At 53.2% G+C, this 19,445-nt stretch carries 17 protein-coding genes; 8 read left to right on the forward strand and 9 right to left on the reverse strand.

Features of this window, described 5'->3' with window-relative positions; all coding sequences use genetic code 11:
* Nucleotides 1–6 precede the first annotated feature (6 nt).
* Both F7R27_RS17035 and rlmD read right to left on the reverse strand, forming a co-directional pair.
* On the reverse strand, nt 7–627 hold the full coding sequence (locus F7R27_RS17035; protein WP_151705472.1) for an RluA family pseudouridine synthase: 621 nt from the start codon (nt 625–627) through the stop codon (nt 7–9).
* Nucleotides 624–1,961, reverse strand: a complete 1,338-nt coding sequence (rlmD, locus tag F7R27_RS17040) for a 23S rRNA (uracil(1939)-C(5))-methyltransferase RlmD (RefSeq protein ID WP_151705473.1) — start codon at nt 1,959–1,961, stop codon at nt 624–626. Before rlmD ends, F7R27_RS17035 begins: the two co-directional genes overlap by 4 nt.
* Nucleotides 1,962–2,118: 157 nt before the next feature.
* Here rlmD and nfuA point away from each other — a divergent pair, with 157 nt between their 5' ends.
* From nfuA to F7R27_RS17060, 4 genes are all read left to right on the forward strand, one after another.
* Nucleotides 2,119–2,712 carry a Fe-S biogenesis protein NfuA gene (gene nfuA, locus F7R27_RS17045; RefSeq protein ID WP_151705474.1) on the forward strand — a complete coding sequence of 198 codons (594 nt, stop codon included), beginning with the start codon at nt 2,119–2,121 and terminating at the stop codon, nt 2,710–2,712.
* 272 nt (nt 2,713–2,984) lie between these two features.
* On the forward strand, nt 2,985–5,414 hold the full coding sequence (gene lon, locus F7R27_RS17050; protein ID WP_151705475.1) for an endopeptidase La: 2,430 nt from the start codon (nt 2,985–2,987) through the stop codon (nt 5,412–5,414).
* Nucleotides 5,415–5,558: 144 nt separating this feature from the next.
* Nucleotides 5,559–5,834, forward strand: a complete 276-nt coding sequence (locus F7R27_RS17055) for an HU family DNA-binding protein (protein WP_151705476.1) — start codon at nt 5,559–5,561, stop codon at nt 5,832–5,834.
* Nucleotides 5,835–5,992: 158 nt separating this feature from the next.
* Entirely contained in the window at nt 5,993–7,879 is a 1,887-nt protein-coding gene (locus F7R27_RS17060) for a SurA N-terminal domain-containing protein (RefSeq protein WP_151705477.1), read from the forward strand.
* Between the two features lie 72 nt (nt 7,880–7,951).
* Here F7R27_RS17060 and F7R27_RS17065 read toward each other — a convergent pair whose 3' ends face one another.
* The 6 genes from F7R27_RS17065 to gloB form a co-directional block, all read right to left on the reverse strand.
* Nucleotides 7,952–9,583, reverse strand: a complete 1,632-nt coding sequence (locus F7R27_RS17065) for an ABC transporter ATP-binding protein (protein ID WP_151705478.1) — start codon at nt 9,581–9,583, stop codon at nt 7,952–7,954.
* Between the two features lie 37 nt (nt 9,584–9,620).
* Nucleotides 9,621–10,643 carry an ABC transporter permease gene (locus tag F7R27_RS17070; protein ID WP_206060547.1) on the reverse strand — a complete coding sequence of 341 codons (1,023 nt, stop codon included), beginning with the start codon at nt 10,641–10,643 and terminating at the stop codon, nt 9,621–9,623.
* A 12-nt stretch (nt 10,644–10,655) separates the two neighbouring features.
* Nucleotides 10,656–11,741, reverse strand: a complete 1,086-nt coding sequence (locus tag F7R27_RS17075; protein WP_151705480.1) for a microcin C ABC transporter permease YejB — start codon at nt 11,739–11,741, stop codon at nt 10,656–10,658.
* Nucleotides 11,742–11,824: 83 nt separating this feature from the next.
* Nucleotides 11,825–13,675 carry an extracellular solute-binding protein gene (locus F7R27_RS17080; protein WP_240776420.1) on the reverse strand — a complete coding sequence of 617 codons (1,851 nt, stop codon included), beginning with the start codon at nt 13,673–13,675 and terminating at the stop codon, nt 11,825–11,827.
* 183 nt (nt 13,676–13,858) lie between these two features.
* A complete protein-coding gene (locus F7R27_RS17085; RefSeq protein ID WP_151705481.1) occupies nt 13,859–15,082 on the reverse strand; it encodes a transglycosylase SLT domain-containing protein in 1,224 nt (407 codons plus the stop codon).
* Between the two features lie 197 nt (nt 15,083–15,279).
* The gene (gloB, locus tag F7R27_RS17090) at nt 15,280–16,050 is read right to left on the reverse strand and encodes a hydroxyacylglutathione hydrolase (RefSeq protein WP_151705482.1); all 771 of its coding nucleotides are present in this window, start codon (nt 16,048–16,050) and stop codon (nt 15,280–15,282) included.
* A gap of 130 nt (nt 16,051–16,180) precedes the next feature.
* Between gloB and F7R27_RS17095 the strand changes: the two genes are divergently transcribed.
* The 4 genes from F7R27_RS17095 to nudC are packed head-to-tail and all read left to right on the forward strand — an operon-like array spanning nt 16,181 to nt 18,885.
* Nucleotides 16,181–16,942 (forward strand): class I SAM-dependent methyltransferase, encoded by a 762-nt coding sequence (locus tag F7R27_RS17095; RefSeq protein WP_151705483.1) that lies wholly within the window; start codon nt 16,181–16,183, stop codon nt 16,940–16,942.
* Nucleotides 16,939–17,403 (forward strand): ribonuclease HI, encoded by a 465-nt coding sequence (rnhA, locus tag F7R27_RS17100; protein ID WP_151705484.1) that lies wholly within the window; start codon nt 16,939–16,941, stop codon nt 17,401–17,403. The genes F7R27_RS17095 and rnhA overlap by 4 nt, the downstream gene beginning before the upstream one ends.
* Nucleotides 17,384–18,106, forward strand: a complete 723-nt coding sequence (gene dnaQ, locus F7R27_RS17105; protein ID WP_151705485.1) for a DNA polymerase III subunit epsilon — start codon at nt 17,384–17,386, stop codon at nt 18,104–18,106. The genes rnhA and dnaQ overlap by 20 nt, the downstream gene beginning before the upstream one ends.
* Nucleotides 18,103–18,885, forward strand: coding sequence for an NAD(+) diphosphatase (nudC, locus tag F7R27_RS17110; protein WP_151705486.1), 783 nt, complete (start codon nt 18,103–18,105; stop codon nt 18,883–18,885). The genes dnaQ and nudC overlap by 4 nt, the downstream gene beginning before the upstream one ends.
* Here the strand turns inward: nudC and F7R27_RS17115 are convergent.
* Entirely contained in the window at nt 18,869–19,198 is a 330-nt protein-coding gene (locus tag F7R27_RS17115; RefSeq protein ID WP_151705487.1) for an SCP2 sterol-binding domain-containing protein, read from the reverse strand. The two genes, nudC and F7R27_RS17115, sit on opposite strands and share 17 nt — an antisense overlap.
* Nucleotides 19,199–19,445: the final 247 nt, after the last annotated feature.

Raw genomic sequence — 19,445 nt, forward strand, 5'->3', positions numbered from 1 at the left:
TTTAAGTCAAAAAGGGCAAGCTGACTCGAACGCCAACCACTCCTCGCTGAGTGGATGTTGCAGTGCCAGTTGTTCAGCATGCAGCAATAATCTGGGTGAAGCCTCTCTGGCGTCGCCTTCGGCATAAAATTCATCACCCAGAATCGGGTGGCCAATAGCCTGCAGGTGTACCCTGAGTTGGTGAGAACGGCCAGTGATGGGGTGCAGCAGCAAGCGAGACCCCTGATCGTTGCGCTCCAGGCATTGCCAGTGCGTCAGAGCTGATTTTCCCTGTTCATGATCCACTATCTGTAAGGGTCTCCTCTCCCAGTCACATCGCAGAGGCAGCTCAATGCTACCTTCATCCCCTCGTACCTGTCCGCTGACTATAGCCTGATAGCGTTTCTGTGTGATGCGATTCTGAAACTGCATGCTCAGATGGCGATGAGTCACGGCGGTCAGTGCCATGACCATAAGCCCGGAAGTGGCATAATCCAGTCGATGGACAATACGTGCCGTAGGATACTGCTGCTGTACACGCCGCCAGAGGCAGTCCTGCTTCTCTTGGCCAAGACCCGGTACAGAGAGCAGCTGATGGGGCTTGACGACCACCAGCATCGCTTCATCCGCGTAAAGCACCGGAATCATCGTTTTTTCTCAAACAGCGCCATGGATTCCACGTGAGAGGTCTGAGGGAACATGTCCAGTACACAAAAGCGCGTCATCCGATAGCCCTGACTGGTAAGAGTGGCGCTGTCGCGCACCAGTACAGAAGGGTTGCAGGCGATATAGAGGATGCTTCTCGCGCCTGTTTTTGACAGGCTTCTGGCCAGCTCTGCCGCCCCTGAGCGAGGCGGGTCCAGCAGTATCAGATCATACTTCTGGCGCATCCAGGCAGTTGCACTGCAATCCTGGCTGAGATCAGCACAATGGAAGCGGGTGTTGTCGCAGTGGTTCAGCGCGGCATTTCCCTGCGCACGCTCAACCATCTTCATGCTGCCTTCAACGCCCGTCACCTGGCCTGCCTGCTTAGCCAGCGCGAGGGTGAAATTGCCAAGGCCGCAGTAGAGATCCAGCACTTTGTCTGTAGCCTTTGGGCTCAACCACTCAAGTGCCTGAGAGACCATCCTGCGATTGACCTCACTATTAACCTGCAGGAAGTCGTCGGGCTCAAACTGAAGCGTTATATCAGCATCCGGCAGCTTGTAGGTTAAGTGAGGTGTGCTGCCGATTGATGTGAGTTGATGGTCGTTCAGTTCAAGATAAAGCTGCAGAGAAAGGGTGTTGGAAACGCGCTTGAGTGCTTCTATCAGTTCGTCAGAGGGTTGGCGAGTGGCGCGGAAGGTCAAGGCGCCAGAGTCATCACCCAGAGTGATATCAAGATGTGTCAAAAGCTTCAGGTCAGAGAAGTGTTCAAGTTCACGATAAAGCACACTGAACAGTTGATCGGCACGCGGGTCCAGCACCATGCAATGTTCGATGCGAGTCAGTTTGTTGCTGTTTCTGCGCCTGAAGCCGATGATCAGGCTGCCATCACGCTGCAGCTGGTTGATACCGATGCGCGCACTGCGGCGGTATCCGGCAGTGGCTGACTTAATGGGTGCCTCCACCTGTGTCGGAGTGACAGAAGCAAATCGAGACAGTTGATCCAGCACGGCTGATTCCTTGAAGCCGAGTTGCTTATCAAGATCCAGATGTTGCAGATCACAACCTCCGCACTCCTGATAATGCCTGCAGGCAGGCTTGATCCGATCCGGGCTGGTGGTGAAGCACTCAATCAATGTGGCTTCATCATAACGACTGTGGCGCTTTTCCAGTCTGGCGCTGACGCTTTCACCGGGTAGTGCGCCCCTGACAAACACCGTTTTGCCATCATGCCTGGCTACCCCTCGTCCCTCGATGCTGAGCCCAGTGACATCAAGTTCAATCGGGGTTTGTGGAAGGTTCTGGCGGGTGTGTCGGGCTGTGCGTCGCTTGTGCATGGTCGAGTCTCGAAAACAGGAGCGCTAATATTACCAGTTTCAGAGATAAAAACCCCAGTCAATACGACTGACTTATAATAACCTATCATTTTACTCGGAATTAATTTCGGTGTATGCTGTCTCACGCTTAGAGTCCAGATGCGAGTATTAAAGTACCATGATAATTACTGTAACCGAGAGTGCTGAAGAGTATCTGTTTCAACTGCTCGAAAAGCAGAATGTTCCCGGCATCGCTGTACGTCTGTTTGTCACGCAGCCAGGTACACCCTATGCCGAAACCTGCCTGGCTTACTGCCGTCCGGATGAGGTGAATGAAGAGGATGAGATCATCGATCTTCAGAAGATTCGTCTCTATCTGGAGCGCAACAGTCTCGCCTACCTTGAAGAGGCGCGGGTGGATTTTGCCGAAGATCGGATGGGGGGGCAGCTGACCATCAAGGCACCCAATGCCAAGATGCCCAAAGTCACGGCTGACAGTCCGCTGGAAGATCAGATCAACTATATCCTCTACTCCGATATCAATCCGGGCCTGGCCTCACACGGTGGAGAGGTGAAGTTGATTGAGTTGGTGGAGGAGGAGGCGGGTCATGTCGCGATACTCAAGTTCGGTGGTGGCTGCCAGGGTTGCAGTGCCGTTGATCTGACACTCAAGGATGGTGTTGAAAAAACGCTGATAGACCGCATACCCGGCTTGATAGCCGTCCGTGACGTCACTGATCATACCGTGACAGATAACGCCTACTACCGGTAATTATCTCTGTCAGCCAGTCTGAGTTGGCCAGAGGCAATGTCCATATGTGAGGGAGAGCGTTCGCTATCCCTTCTGTTGGCGCTCTGGGTTGCTTATTACCACCCGGAGCTTGTTTTCCATTTTCCGATCCCCATAAATAGAATTAATTCCAATATCAGCTCTGTCTTCTATAGTGAATTAGTGGCAGGCTAGTCAATATCAGGGATCAGGTTTAACAGTTATCTTGCGGTTTCCCACACTGGTCAGCCGCTTTGCACAGAGGCAACCCTACTATGGATCATATTGAAGCAAAAGATGATGCAGTGACCATCGAGCTTCCCGTACTTCCATTGCGAGATGTCGTGGTTTATCCGCACATGGTTATTCCGTTGTTTGTCGGTCGTCAGAAATCTATCCATGCGCTGGATATGGCCATGATGAACGATAAGCAGATTCTGCTTGTTGCCCAGAAAAATGCATCTGAAGATGAGCCCGTTCCTGGCGATCTGTTTCATGTCGGTACCGTCGCAACTGTTCTGCAGATGCTCAAACTGCCCGATGGCACGGTAAAAGTGCTGGTGGAAGGTGAGTATCGCGCCGGTATCAAGAGCATGACGGAGCAGGAGGACTACTTTGTCTCCACCCTGTCGCAACTGGATTCAGAAAATGTCAGCGGCAGCGAAAGCGACATATACAAGCGCACCGCCATGGATCAGTTCGAACGCTTTATCCAGGTCAACAAAAAGATTCCCGGCGAAGTGCTGACATCACTGCAGAATATCGATGACATCGGCCGTCTGGGCGACACCATTGCTGCGCACATGGCACTCAAGCTGGAAGATAAGCAGAAAGTGCTGGAGATGCTCAGTACGCGTCAGCGTCTGGAATATCTGATGTCGCAGATGGAGGCTGAAATCGATCTGGTTGAGGTCGAAAAGCGCATTCGCGGTCGCGTCAAGAAACAGATGGAGAAGAGTCAGCGCGAATACTATCTGAATGAGCAGATCAAGGCGATTCAGAAAGAGCTGGGCGATCTTGATGAAAGTGGTGCGACAGATCTTGAAGATCTCAAACGTCGCATAGAAGCTGCCGAGATGCCGGAAGAGGCGCTGACCAAGACGCTGGCCGAGCACAACAAGCTGCGCATGATGTCTCCGATGAGTGCTGAAGCGACCGTTGTGCGCGGTTATATCGACTGGATGCTTCAGATTCCCTGGAAAAATCGCTCCAAAGTGCGCTTTGATATGCAGCGTGCAGAGAAAATCCTTAACGAAGACCATTATGGGCTTGAAGAGGTCAAGGATCGTATCATCGAGTACCTTGCCGTGCAGAAACGGGTGAAAAAGCTCAAGGGACCGATTCTCTGTCTGGTTGGCCCGCCGGGAGTGGGTAAGACTTCGCTGGGTAAATCGATAGCACGCGCCACCAATCGTGAGTATGTGCGCATGGCTTTGGGTGGTGTGCGCGATGAAGCCGAGATCCGTGGTCATCGCCGTACCTATATCGGTTCAATGCCGGGTAAGCTGGTACAGAAGATTGTCAAGGCTGGTGTAAAGAATCCGCTGTTTCTGCTGGATGAGATCGATAAAATGGGTATGGATCACCGTGGTGATCCTGCATCAGCTCTGCTGGAGGTGCTGGATCCCGAGCAGAACAGTACCTTCAATGATCACTACCTGGAGGTGGATTTCGATCTGTCGGATGTGCTGTTTGTGTGTACCTCCAACTCGATGAATATCCCCGGACCACTGCTTGACCGCATGGAAATCATCAGAATTCCGGGATATACCGAGGATGAGAAGCTCAATATTGCCCGGAATTACCTGATTACCAAACAAATTAAGCAAAATGGGCTGAAAAATCAGGAAATTCGCTTCGAGGATGAAGCGATCATTGATCTGATCCGTTATTATACCCGTGAGGCCGGTGTGCGTGGTCTTGAACGTGAGATTGCCAAGATCTGCCGCAAGGTGGTGAAAGACCTTTCACTCGGACGTATCGAGAAGAAAGTGGCTGTGATCAATTCCGAAAATCTTGAGTACTTCTGTGGTGTGCGCAAGCACAACTATGGCAGGGCTGAAGAGGAGGATCTGATCGGGCATGTCACGGGTCTTGCCTGGACACAGGTGGGCGGTGAGATACTGACGATCGAGTCGGCTGTTGTACCTGGTAAGGGGCGACAGATCAGAACAGGATCGCTCGGGGATGTGATGCAGGAGTCAATTCAGGCAGCAATGACAGTGGTGCGCTACCGTGCACAAAGCCTGGGTATCAAGCCTGATTTTCATGAAAAGCATGACATCCATATCCATGTGCCTGAAGGGGCTACACCCAAGGATGGACCCAGTGCCGGTATAGGCATGTGTACGGCTCTGGTGTCGGCCCTGACGTCGATTCCCGTTAGATCAGATGTGGCAATGACTGGTGAAATTACGCTGCGTGGACAGGTGCTGCCGATCGGAGGATTGAAGGAAAAATTACTGGCTGCACATCGTGGTGGCATCAAGACAGTGATCATTCCGGATGAAAACCGCCGTGATTTGAAGGAAATACCTGAAAACATAAAGGCGGATCTCAGCATCAAAGCGGTAAAATGGATCGACGAGGTTCTGGCGATAGCGCTGGTGCGCCAACCGGAGCCACTTTCGGCTGAAGAGGTCGAAGTTGTCAGTAAGGATTCAGGTACAACCAAGGGAGAGCCTGGGTCACTCAGTACCCATTAAGCGCTTTCCCGCGGCAGAAAAGGGCTGCAGTCAGTTGACACCGGTTTCTGCGAGTTGGTATAAAGTGCATGAATAGTCGCTTGGCACAGTTTTTAGAACAGAATAATGTACAGAACAAAATAATGATTCAATAAGGGGAACAATGTGAATAAGTCTGAACTAATCGATGCAATTGCAGCGTCTGCTGATATTCCCAAGGCTGCTGCAAGTCGCGCTCTGGATGCAACGCTGGCTGCTGTTACTGAAGCTCTGCAGAAAAATGAATCAGTGGCACTGGTAGGTTTTGGAACCTTCTCTGTCAAGGAACGTGCAGCTCGCACTGGCCGCAATCCTCAGACTGGTGCACCAATTGAAATCTCTGCAGCAACTCTGCCTACCTTTAAACCGGGTAAGGCTTTGAAAGATGCGGTGAACAAGTAATCTGACCCTCATCAGATTAAGTACAGGAGGCCTTGAATATTCAGTGTACGGAGAAGGTCGAGATCCGTCAGTTGATAGACAGGGCCCCATGTCAAAATAAGCGCATTCTTACCGGGTGCGCTTTTTTTGTATATATGAAATAAGGTGTGTGGCAAACAATGCTTCAAAAGATAAGGGATAATTCAAAAGGCATCATCGCCAAAGTGATCGTGGGTCTTATTGCACTGACCTTTGCACTCTTTGGTGTTGAGTCATTGATCGGAATGGGTTCAGCTGAAAGGGCGCCGGCCAAGGTCAATGGTGAAGATATCAGTAGTCAGGAGCTTATGCGTGGTATTGAGTTGCAGCGCCGCCAGATTCTGACTCAGATGGGTGCCAACGCAGATCCGGCCCTGCTGGATGATAATCGTCTTTACCGACTAGTACTGGATGAACTGATTGAACGGACGTTGCTGGAGCAGTCCGCTGAAAGCCAGGGCCTTTATCTTTCAGAAGAGATGATCGATCAACTGATCGTATCGACTCCGCAGTTTCAGGTGAATGGGCGCTTTGATCGTAACCAGTTTGAAGCGATCCTGAGAAATTCAGGGTATACCCCGCTGATGTATCGTGAAGCCCTGCGCATTGAGAATCTTCTCAATCAGGAGCGTGCAGCTTATATTCTGTCTGCCTTCGCAACGCCTTCGGAAGTTCGTCGAGTCATTGCCATGGATCAGCAGTCACGTGATCTGGCTTATACCGAGCTGTCCCTTGCAGATGTGATGGCAAATCTGAGTGTTGATGTTGCTGACGTTCAGGCTCGCTATGATCGTGAGGCGCCACGCCTGCAGACAGAAGAGCAGGTAGTGCTGGAGTACGTATTACTTGAGCGTGATCAGTTTGTTGATTTTGAAGGTGTCAGCCAGGAGCAGTTGGAAGCAGCCTATAATCAGGTGCTGGCAACCTTTGGTGAACAGGAGGAGCGTGAGGCACAGCACATCCTGATCGAGATAGGTTCAGGGCGTAATGCTTCTGCTGCTCAGGCGCGCGCGCAGGAGCTCCTGGAAGAGATCAGGGCCGGTGCAAGCTTTGCTGAGGTTGCGCGTGAGGCTTCCGACGATATCGGATCAGCGTCATCGGGTGGCGACCTGGGTTTCAATACTCGTGGCGTTTTTGCTGAAGCCTTCGAGAGCGCCCTCTTTGCACTGGAGGTTGGAGAGATCTCCGAGCCTGTACGTACCGAGTTTGGCTATCACCTGATTCGTCTGAACGATGTGCGCAAAGCGGAGCCACCCAGCTTTGCCGAGCAGCAGTTTGGACTGCGTGCCGAGATTGCTGAGCGTGAAGCGGAGCTGGAATATGTAGCTGCCCTTGAGCGGTTGGCAGATATCTCCTTCTCAGCGGCGGATCTGATTGTTCCGGCCGAGGAGCTGGGTCTTGATATTCGTACGACCGAGCCTGTAACTCGTGAAGCTGGAGTAGGTCGTGTTGCTGGTGATACGCGTGTCAGAACAGCCGCCTTCAGCGGTGATCTGCTGAATGAGCGTCTTAACAGCATGCCGATTGAGCTGGATACAGGATCTGCTGTTGTGGTGCGTGTCAAAGAACACCTGCCTTCTCGCCAGCTGACGTTTGAAGAAGTGCGCGAAAATCTGGAGCAGGTGCTGCTGGTTGAAATGGCTCAGGCGCAGTTGACCGAGCAGATAGCGCAGTGGCTGGTCGGGCTGCGCAGTGGTGAGCCGTTGGACAGGCTGGCTCCAGAGCAGAGCTGGTCAGAGTTCTCCGGATTGCAGCGCGATGCACGCGAGGTGCCTGTCAATGTTCTGCAGAAGGCTTTCTCACTGCCTTATGGCGATGCTCAGCAGAAACCCTTGTATGACAGTGTCACCCTGGCAAATGGCAACCTTGCGATTGTCAGGCTGGATGCCGTACATGCCGGTGAGCCTGATCTGAGCGATGAGGAGGTCAGAATGATGGCCTCAATGCTTGCTTCACGCTTGGGTGAGCTTGATTTCCAGAGCCGCTTCAACTCTCTGAGAAACTCAGCGACGATTGAGCGTAGATAACAGGCGCAGATAAGCTGGAATGAAAAAAGCCCCCAGAGCGCTGCGATAGCGCCCTGGGGGCTTTTTCTTTTCTCAGCCATGCATTGACGGGATGGCTGCGATCAGCTTCCTGGTGTACTCCTGAGTGGGCTGAGTGAAGATCTGCTCTGCCTGACCTGTTTCCACGACTTTGCCTGCCTGCATGATCATGATGCGATGACTCATCGCTCTGACCACTGTGAGATCGTGGCTGACAAACAGGTAACTCAACTGATGCTTCTGTTGAAGCGCCTTGAGCAGGTCTATGATCTCTTTCTGTACTGAGCGATCAAGAGCCGATGTCGGTTCATCCAGTACCAGCAGGCTTGGGTTCAGAATCAATGCCCGAGCGATGGCGATGCGCTGTCGTTGACCGCCCGAAAAGGCGTTGGGATAGCGGTTGCGTGAGTCGGGGTCCAGTTGCACTGCTTTCATCGCGGCAATGACACGTTCGTCCACTTCATCACTGCTCAGTTTCTCATGCACATGCAGGCCTTCGGCTATGATCTGGGCCACCGACATGCGTGGGCTGAGGCTACCGTAAGGATCCTGAAAAATGATCTGCAGATTGCGTCGCAAGGGGCGCATCTGACGCTGGTTGAGCTGATTCAGGTCCAGCTTTTTCATATCCGGCCCGACATATCCGATTCTGCCTTCACTCGGCACCAGGCGAAGCAATGCGCGAGCAAGGGTTGTCTTGCCGGAACCGCTTTCTCCTACTATGCCCAGTGTCTCACCCTTACGGATACTCAGGCTGATGCCGTCGACAGCCTTGACATGGTCATAGACGCGCTTCAGGACGCCCTTTTTCATTGCAAACCAGACTTTCAGGTCATCAGCCTCAAGCGCCACAGGAGCGCTCTCTGTCACGGGGAGAGGGGAGCCGGAGGGCTCTGAGCTCAGCAGTTTTCGGGTATAGGGGTGCTGTGGGTTACGAAAGAGTGCATCGGTCTCACCCACTTCCACAATCCTGCCCTGCTGCATGATAGCCACGCGGTCGGCCATCTGATGCACAATACCCAGATCATGGGTGATGAACAGAACCGACATGCCTAGGTCTTTCTGCAACTGCTGAATCAGGCTCAGTACCTGAGCCTGAATGGTCACATCCAGGGCTGTAGTAGGTTCGTCGGCAATCAGCAGATCCGGTTCATTGATCAGCGCCATGGCGATCATGACGCGCTGACGTTCTCCACCGCTCAGCTCATGTGGCAGGGCTTTGAGGCGCTTTTCCGCATCACGCAAGCCGACCCGATTCAGCCACTCCAGCACTTTGTTTCTTGCAGACTGTCCGGTATCACCACTATGCAGAAAAACTGCTTCTGCGAGCTGCTTCTCGATATTGTGCAGCGGGTTGAGACTGGTCATCGGCTCCTGAAAGATCATGCTGATCTTGTGGCCACGCAGAAAGCGCAGTTCAGGAGGCGGGAGTGTCAAAATATCCTTGCCCTGATAGATGATCTCACCGCTTTGATAAACCACTGGAGGCTCAGGCAGCAGACGCATCAGAGATTGCGCTGTGACGGACTTGCCGGATCCGCTTTCGCCGACCAGACCGAGAATCTCCCCCTTGCCGATACTCAGATTGACATCAGAAACAACGGTTGTCAGCGTGTTTTCCTGCTCGAAGGCGATTGAAAGGTTCTGAATACGAATCAGCTCTTCTGACATCAGTACTTTGCTCATCTGCTCTTTGCTCGCTCTTTATTCATACTGCAGGCTCTCAGCGTGTTCGGTTGGGGTCAAAGGCATCACGTACTGCTTCGCCGATGAATACCAGCAGGGTCAGTAACAGAGACAGGGTGATGAAGACGGATATGCCGATCCAGGGAGCACGCAGATTGGTCTTGCCCTGGTTCACCATTTCACCCAGCGAGGGTGAGCCAGGTGGCAGTCCAAATCCGAGGAAGTCCAGTGAGGTCAGGGTCGTGACTGAGCCGGCCAGAATAAATGGCAGGAAAGTGACGGTGGCGACCAGCGCATTGGGCAGTACGTGACGGAACATGATGGCAGTATTGCTGAGGCCAAGCGCCCGGGCAGCCTGTACATACTCGAAGTTTCTGGCGCGCAGCGATTCCGCGCGGACAAACCCCACCAGACTCATCCAACTGAACAGCAGCAGTATCGCCAGTAGAATGAAAAAAGTCGGCTGCAGCAGGCTGGCAACAATGATCAGGATGAAGAAGGATGGCATGCTGGCCCAGACCTCGATCATGCGCTGTCCGATCAGATCCACCTTGCCACCATAGAAGCCCTGGATCACGCCCAGCGTTATACCGACTACAGAAGAGAGTAGAGTCAGCGCAAAGCCGAAGATCACGGATATGCGAAAACCATAGAGTAATCGGGCCACAACATCACGTCCGCGATCATCCGTTCCCAGCCAGTTCTCCCAGGTGGGTGGGCTCGGTGCGGGGGAGGGCAGGTTGTAGTTGATGGTGCGGTAATTGAATCGTATGAGTGGCCAGATCATCCAGCCATCTTCATTGATGATATCGGCCAGGAAGGGATCTCGATAATCGGCGGCCAGATCAAACTCGCCACCAAACTCCAGTTCCGAGTAGGTCGTGAAGATCGGGTAATAGTTCTGGTTCTGGTAACGGACCATGATCGGCGACTCATTGGCGATGAAGTCAGCAAACAGGCTGAGCATGAACAGCACCAGAAACACCCAGAGGCTCCAATAGCCCCTGCGATTCTTGCGGAATCGACGCCATCTTTCCTGATTGATAGGGCTCAACTGCACAGACAGCTCCTGTTAGCGTGATTCAAAGTCGATACGTGGGTCGACCCAGGTGTAGGCCAGGTCGGTCAGAATGCCGATCAGCAGACCGAGCAGGCTGAAGATATAGAGGGAGGCAAAGACGACCGGATAGTCGCGCTGCACAACAGCCTCGAATCCGAGCAGCCCTAATCCTTCCAGAGAAAAAATAATCTCGATCAGCAGCGCACCGGTAAAGAAAATGCCAATAAAGGCTGCCGGAAAGCCTGCGATGATGATCAACATGCCGTTACGGAACACATGACGATAGAGAATGCTCTTTTCGGTGGCACCTTTTGCGCGGGCGGTCATCACATACTGCTTGTTGATCTCATCCAGGAATGAGTTTTTGGTCAGCATGGTCAGCCCGGCAAAACCGCCGATCACCAGTGCCAGCACCGGCAGCGCCATGTGCCAGAAGTAGTCGAAAATCTTCTGGTACCAGAGCAGTTCATCAAAATTCTGTGATACCAGTCCGCGCAGCGGGAACCAATTGAAGTAGGAGCCGCCGGCAAACAGGATGATCAGCAGAATCGCAAACAGGAAGGCCGGAATCGCGTTGCCTATAACGATCACCCAACTGGTCCAGACATCAAACTTGGAGTGATGTTTGACTGCCTTGCGAATACCCAGGGGGATAGAGATCAGATAGATGATCAGTGTACTCCAGAGTCCGAGCGATATGGAGACAGGTAGTCTCTCCACGATCAGATCAATCACGGAGCGGGCACGGAACAGGCTGTCACCGAAGTTGAAAGTGATATAGTCGCCCAGCATTTTGAAGTAACGCTCATGCAGCGGCTTATCGAAGCCGAAGCGGGCTTCTATTTCGGCGATCACCTGAGCATCGAGCCCTCTCGCGCCTCGGCTTTCACCACTGCCACGGGCACTGCCTGCAGCCACTTCGCCTCCGGCACCATCCGTGACGCGATCCAATACGCCGCCATCAATCCCGGCCATGCTGGCCAGCATCTGATCAACAGGGCCGCCGGGCGCTGCCTGAATGATGAAAAAATTAAGCGTGATGATAGCCAGCAGTGTCGGAATGATCAGTAGCAAACGGCGGATTACATACGCAGCCATGCACGATTCCTTGGTTCAGGTATTGTACTGTTAGTTTTGCTGCAGCGATGATCAATCAAGCCGGATTGAGCATCGCTGAATGGTCAGCGTCGAGTGATCCTGGATGCCTTTTCCTCATCATACCACCAGGTGTCCAGGCCCAGTTCATAGACGGGGCGAGTCTCCGGGCGTGAAAATCTGTCCCAGTATGCGATGCGGAACAGATTGCTATGCCACTGTGGCATCACGTAGAAATTCCAGCGTGCAACCCTGTCAAACGCGCGACCGTAGGCGAGCAGCATCTCTTCATCTTCCTGAGCGGCGATGATGCCTTCGATCAAGGAGTCGATCACTTCATCCTCGATGCCGGCCGTATTCCAGGTAGAGTCGATAAAATCAGACTGGAACAGGATACGCATGCTGACACTGGGATAGGCCAGCGCACTGTAACCGCGAGCGATCATGTCAAAATCGCGGGAGCGCAGACGGTTGATAAACTGTGTCGGATCAACCAGACGGATATTCATCTTGATGCCGAGTCGTTCCATGTTGCGCTGCAGCGGCAATGCGACGCGCTCATCCGTCGGGCTGTTGATCAGCAGTTCAAACTCGAAACGCTGGCCGCTCTCGACATGGGTGAGCTGCTGATTGCGCAGCTCCCATCCGGCGTCTTTCAGCAGGGCGAGTGCCTGTCGTGTTTCTCGGCGCAGGTTACCGCTGCCATCTGTTTCGTTGGGGGTCCATACCTCGCCGAACACCTCTTCAGGCAGGCGATCGCGGTAGGCCTCCAGTATCTCCAGCTCAAGCCCTTCCGGCTTACCACTGGCCATATAGGGGGTGTTCTGGAAGTAACTGGTGTTGCGCTCATATTGATCGTAGAACAGATTCTTGTTCATCCATTCAAAATCCAGAGCGAAATTCAGTGCCTGACGCACCCGGCGATCACTGAACAGCTCGCGCTGGATATTGAAGGTGAAGGCCTGCATGCCCTGCGGAATCTGGTGTGGCAGCTCTTCCATCTTGATGTCGCCACGGGTGAAGGCCGGGCCTGTATAGTCCTGTACCCACTGGCGTGCCGAGTTTTCCTGGCGGAAGTCATACTCGCCGGCTTTGAAGGCCTCCAGTGCAACCGTTGAATCACGATAGTAGTCATAGCGAACGGTGGAAAAATTCAGGGTGCCTTTACGGCTGGGTAGATCTGCCGCCCAATAGTCATCGAGGCGCTTATAGGTCACGTTCTGTCCCATCGAAAAATCGCTGACGGTGTAGGGGCCGCTACCGAGCGGTACAACACTCAGGGGCTCTGCAAAGTCACGCTCTTCCCAGAAATGCTTTGGCAGAATCACCAGTCGGGCCAGGCCGGAAATATAGTCCTTGTTCGGGCCAGAAAAGCTGAACTTCACCCGCTGCGGGTTGATCTCTTCGGTATCCGTGACACCCGCATAATAAGAGCGGAATTGAGGCACGCCCTCGGTCATGAACTTGTTGAAGGAGAAAGCGACATCAGCTGCCGTGATCGGCTCACCATCCTGATGGCGTGCGTCTGGATTCAGGTTGAATATCACGAACGTGTAATCTTCTGGATATTCCAGAGACTCTGCAATCAGCGGATAATAGACATCTATCTCATCATCACTGCCGATCATCAGGGTGTCGTAGAACTCGGTGCTGTTGATGGCGGCAGATCCACGCTGGGCATAGCGGTGGAAATTGTCATAGGTGCCGATGGCCGACATCACCATATGGCCACCTTTCGGCGCATCCGGGTTGACATAATCGAAGTGCGTGAAGTCGGGGCCGTATTTGGGTTCGCCATGCATGGCGAAAGCGTGAGACTTGATCAGTTGGGGGGCGCTTTGCTCTTCGGCAGCGAGGGAGAAGGCCAGCAATGAACCTGCCATGCTGCCCAGAACTGCAAAAACAAGGCGACGAACGGAATATGACTGTCGAGTCATTGGCTGTTGAGTCAGTAGCAAAGCGGAACCCTCCTGGCAGAATAACGGGCTTCATCTTATGACAATCTATATGCGGCGGGAAAGGGCTGGTGCAGTATTAGCTGAAAAAGCCTTCCCGGCTCAGGATCTACTGACTGTGTGATTTGCAAATTGTTCCCTGTGGGCGCGACGGGAAGGGCTGTTTCAGCTCGTACCATCGCTCTGGGCAAGATAAAGTGCCAGTTGCTGCCCCGGGTGTAATACGGTGTTGAGGTTGATCCGGTTCCAGCGCGTCAGGTCATCAACACTGACGTTGAAGCGGTTGGCTATCACCCAGAGGGAGTCGCCGGGCCGTATCTGATAGGTCATGACTTCGAGATCACCGGCTTCTACTGCCTGAGCCAGCAGCTCGTGCTGCACCTCTGAGTGTTCGGACTGCAACGACTCGACAGCCTGTTGCATGCTTTCAGCACTTTCGATCGGTGCCAGCAATCGGTGTGGGCCATTTGGAGCCGTCAGTTTACGGCTGAACCCCGGATTGAGGCGCTGCAGCTCTTCCAGATCTATGTCAGCCAGTTGGGCGACAAGCGACATGTCGATCTGACCGTCTGTTTCGACTTCAGCGAAATAGGGCTTGGCAGGGATGTGGGCCAGCTTCAGATCATAAACACGTGCATCTCGTATCATGAGTGCGGCTGCAAGCAGTTTCGGAACATGGCGCATGGTTTCTGCCGGCAGGCTGAGTGACCAGTAGTCTTCAGGCAGGTTATGTTCACGGTTATGGCGTATCGCTCTGGATACAGTACCTGCACCGGCATTATAGGCTGCCAGAGCGAGCAGCCAATCGCCTTCAAATTGCTTGTGCAACTGTTCCAGGTAGGTCAGAGCAGCTTCGGTGGACTCGATCAGATCGCGGCGGCCATCATACCAGGCATTACTGGTCAGGCCGAAGTGCCTGGCAGTGCCTGGAATGAACTGCCAGGGGCCGGCAGCTGCTCCCGGTGAGTGAGCAAAGGGGTCGTAACCACTCTCAATCATCGGCAGCAGGGCCAGCTCGGCCGGAAGGCCTCTTTCAAGTACCTGATCCAGAACATAAAAATAGTAGGGTTTTGCGTTCTCGCTGATCAGCTCCAGGTGTTCAGGGTTCTTGCGCAACCAGTCAAGTTGATCTTTCAGGCGGCTATCATCTGCATCAATGGGCAGCTTCATATTGCTGCGTGTCAGTTGCCAGATATCCGGGGCCGGTGCGGTCCGCGCGGCTGGGCGCGTTCGAACAGGGAAGGTGTGCGGAATGTTCAGTGCCACTTGTTTATCGGCGCGGGTTTCCTGTGCTGGCTCTACCTCAGTATATCGCTCTGCATTGGCCGAACAGCCGGTCAGAGCGATGAGCAGGACGAGCGAGATCAACCCGCAGGCTCGATTGGTCATAGCGGTTACCTGAATTATGGTGTTTACCTGAACAGGGACTCCTGAATAAGGGCCGTCTGCAAAAAAGGATCAAATGAAACTGAATGAAAACTTAACGAGGCATTGTAACAGGGTTTGAACCTGAATCAATGCCCATACAGAAAAACCATGTTAATACAAGGGTAATTCCTGAGATGGGCATTACCGAAATGAGCTGTTCAAAAATGGTTTTTCCACTCGCGCAGACTCGCCAGTACTTCAACTTCGGAAGTGAGTGGCTGCCCTTCATGCGTTTCGGCAGCACTCCTGACGCTGATTTGAGATGTGCGCATGAAGGGGTTGATATTGCGCTCCTGATCTATGCGAGAGGGCAGAGTGGGCTCTTGTCTGGCGCGTAACTCGCGGCAGCGCTCAATCGTTGCGGCTATCATGGCGTTATCCGGCTCAACGGCCTGAGCGAAAGCGAGGTTGGACAGGGTGTACTCATGAGTGCAATAGACTTCGGTATTGTCCGGCAGGCTGGAGAAGTAGCTCATGGCCTTGAACATCTGGGCTGCCGTGCCTTCAAAGAGCCGGCCGCAGCCTGCCATGAACAGCGTATCGCCACAGAAGAGCTGAGGTTGTCCCTCGGGTTTGAAATAGCTGATATGATCCAGAGTGTGAGCAGGTACGGCCTGTATTTCCAGTTGTTCACCGAACAGATCAAGTGTGTCGCCGCTTGCCAGCGGATGGGTAATGCCATCGAAGGGCGAGTTGTGTGGTCCATAGACCGGCACCTGATATCGGCTCAGCAGCTTCTGCACGCCACCGGTATGATCGGCATGGTGATGAGTGATGAGAATGGCATCCAGTGTCAGATCATGGGATTCCAGAAAACGTATCACTGGGTCGGCATCGCCCGGATCAACAACGGCGGAACCGTATCCGGGTTTGTGAATCAACCATATATAGTTGTCGTTGAATGCCGGAATGGGTGTAACCTTGAACATGGACCCTTCTCCTCCTGTATGGCTGGCAGCTGTCATGAGGTAAGTGTAACTCAAAACAGTGGTGGCTTCTTATAATGTGGGCCTTCTGACTGTTACTATTAACGCCAATGCACCCTGAGTCGAGTACGGCATGAAGTTTGAACAGTTGATACCCCCGGATAAACTGGTTTCTGAGATCTCTGCCTGGTTTTCAACACCGGTCGGTCAGGAGTTTCTGGCGATCGAACAGGAGCTCGTCAGTCGGCTGCTGCCCACCCTTTTTGGCTATCATCTGGTTCAGGTCGGGTTTGATTGCCGCTACTCGCTTTATGCCGACAGTCCTATTTCGCACAAAGTGATGCTCTGCCCGCGTCTTGAACTTGGGATGGGGCTGAGCAGTATTATCGGCTTGAGTACCGAGCTGCCGTTACTGAGTAACGAAGTGGATCTGTTGATTCTGCACCACACTCTGGATTTTTCAGAGAATCCCCATCAGGTGTTGCGAGAGTCGGCACGAGTGGTTCGACCCGGAGGTCATCTTCTGATCGTTGGTTTCAACCCCACCAGTCTCTGGGGGCTGTGGAGTCGTTTCAAGCGCCGTAAGGGGGTGCCCTGGAATGCACATGCGCTCAGTCATGGGCGTCTGCAGGATTGGCTGGGGCTGCTGGAGTTGACCGAACTCAAGTCCATGTCGGGCTATCATCGACCACCTGTCAGCAGTCAGCGGTGGCGGGAGCGTTGTACTTTTCTGGAGCGCTGGGGTGAAAAATCACCGGCCTGCAGTGGTGGCTTGATGGTGATTCTGGCACGTAAGGATGTGGCGGGAATGACACCACTTAAACCTGCTTTGAGGCATCGAAAACTGATATCCTTTCCTGTTGCAGAACCGACAGCCAGAGGAAAGTCCACTTGAAGAAGGTCGAAATCTATACCGATGGTGCCTGCAAAGGCAATCCCGGACCAGGGGGCTGGGGGGTATTGATGCGTTACGGTGAACATACAAAGGAGCTGTTTGGCGGAGAGCCGGATACCACCAATAATCGCATGGAGCTGATGGCGGCGATCATGGCTCTGAAGGAGCTGAAAAAGCCCTGCGAAGTGATTCTCTCGACCGATTCGCAGTATGTGCGCCAGGGAATCATGCAGTGGATTCATGGCTGGAAACGTAATGGCTGGAAAACCGCCGCTAAAAAACCGGTCAAGAATGCGGAGTTATGGCAAGAGTTGGACCAGCAGGCTGCCAGACATCAGGTGGAGTGGCGCTGGGTAAAGGGTCACAGTGGGCATCCGGGCAATGAGCGGGCAGATGAGCTGGCTAACCTGGGTGTAGATGAGTGCGGAAAACGGAAGAGTTATGCGTCAGATAGTGCTTGATACCGAAACAACCGGTATAGACCCGGCACAGGGTCACAATATTATAGAGATAGGCTGCGTCGAGATGGTGAAGCGTCGCATCACCAAGCGCACCTATCACGAGTATCTGAAGCCTGATCGTGAAGTCGAGGCTGAAGCGATAGCTGTTCATGGCATCACCAATGACTTTCTGCAGGATAAGCCGAGCTTTGCCGAGAAAGCGGCTGAGTTTCTGGAGTTTGTCCGCGGGGCCGAGCTGATCATCCATAACGCAGCGTTCGATATAGGGTTTCTGGATACCGAACTGGCGCGCAATGGCTTCAAGGAGCGCATGGCAGACATCTGTCAGATCACCGACACCCTGAAGCTGGCGCGGCAGAAGCATCCGGGGCAGAAAAACAGTCTGGATGCTCTGTGTCGACGTTACGGTATCGATAACTCCCATCGACAGCTGCATGGCGCACTGCTTGACTCCGAGATTCTGGCTGATGTCTATCTGATGTTGACCGGTGGGCAGACCGCTTTGCATCTGGCTCATGTCGATGACAGTGATGACGAAGCCCGAGTACTGATTCGAGAAGTGGGCAGTCAGTTTGTGCTTCCGGTGCTCAGGGCGAATGAAGAGGAACTGAAAGCTCATGAGGCCTTTCTGAATCTGCTTGAGAAAAAATCCGGCCAGCGATACTGGGGAGTAGGGTCAGAGGCACAGCAGGAAAGTGTATGAGGCAGCGTCTGATCGTTCGGCAGGGCAATATCTATACGGATGAAGCAGGGCAATATCTTTGGCGCGAGGGCGATGAGCAGATCAATGATGCGCTGCTGCGCGATGTCATGGAGGCGCGCTACCCCCTCGCCGACAGTGATATTGAGCTGCTGATTCCCGCCACGGATGAGGTGCCTGGGTTGCAGGCTGGTAATATGCGCAGTCTGCTGTCATTGGCGGCACAGGACGAATACGCCTATGCACTGCTGTCGCGGGCGTCGCAGATCAGTATCTGGCATGACCAGCACCGTTATTGCGGGCGCTGCGGTACCGAAACACTCGTGCATCATCAGGATCTGGCCAAAGTGTGTCCGGCCTGCGATCTGGCCCAATACCCGCGGATATCACCCTGTATCATCGTTCTGGTCATGAAAGGGGATGAGTGCCTGTTGGCTAATGGTGCGAACTTTCCGCCCGGGCGCTTCAGTACATTGGCAGGTTTCATAGAAGCCGGAGAAAGTGCTGAACAGGCAGTGGCCAGAGAGATACGGGAAGAGGTGGGGATAGAGGTCAGTAATATCCGCTTTTTCTCCAGCCAGTCCTGGCCTTTTCCGCATGCTCTGATGCTCGGCTTTTTTGCTGATTATCTTGCGGGGGAACTGAAGCCGGATGGGGTTGAGATACTGGATGCCAGATGGTTCCGGCGGGATGCGATGCCCGACATGCCGCCTTCGTTCTCCATCTCTCGTCAGTTGATTGATCACTATCTGGCGATGCCGAGTGCTACTGGCTCCGGCTGAACAGTTTTCCCAGACGGGTAGCCAGCATCACGTTGCCTTCTGCTCTGAGCTGGCCCTTCATGAAAGCGCTCATGCCATCCAGCTCACCGGAGATCACCTGCATGAAGGTCGATTCATCCATGATCAGCGTGATGTCGGGGTCGGGGTGTTCGCCATACTCGCTGACGCAGGCTTCATCCTTGATGACAAGATGGAAGGCCTCGCTGTCGTTGAGCAGAAACTGAAAAACCGCCTGCAGTCCCTTGCCCTGCTCTGCATTGAAACGCTCGGGAAACTTGCGGATGATTTTTTCCAGAGTAATCGGTTCGCTCATGAAGCGTTTTTCCTGATCGTACCGGAAGCTAAGCCGGATAAGTTAAGTGATTTAGGGTTGGGAAGAATAAACGGGTGACTGTTATGAAAGCAAATCGGAAGACGGATATTTGCTCCATCAGGCTAATAGTAATGAGTTGCTTTACAAGTAACTATATCAATTCACGGCAGCAGTTTTTATCATAGCTCGATTCTGAGGTGCCGGTTCAGGCAAAAATTCTCAGTCGTATTGTATTGCTCGTATTGTA

The sequence above is a fragment of the Nitrincola alkalilacustris genome (genome assembly GCF_008973755.1).
In the GTDB taxonomy this organism is placed as follows: Bacteria; Pseudomonadota; Gammaproteobacteria; order Pseudomonadales; family Balneatricaceae; genus Nitrincola; species Nitrincola alkalilacustris.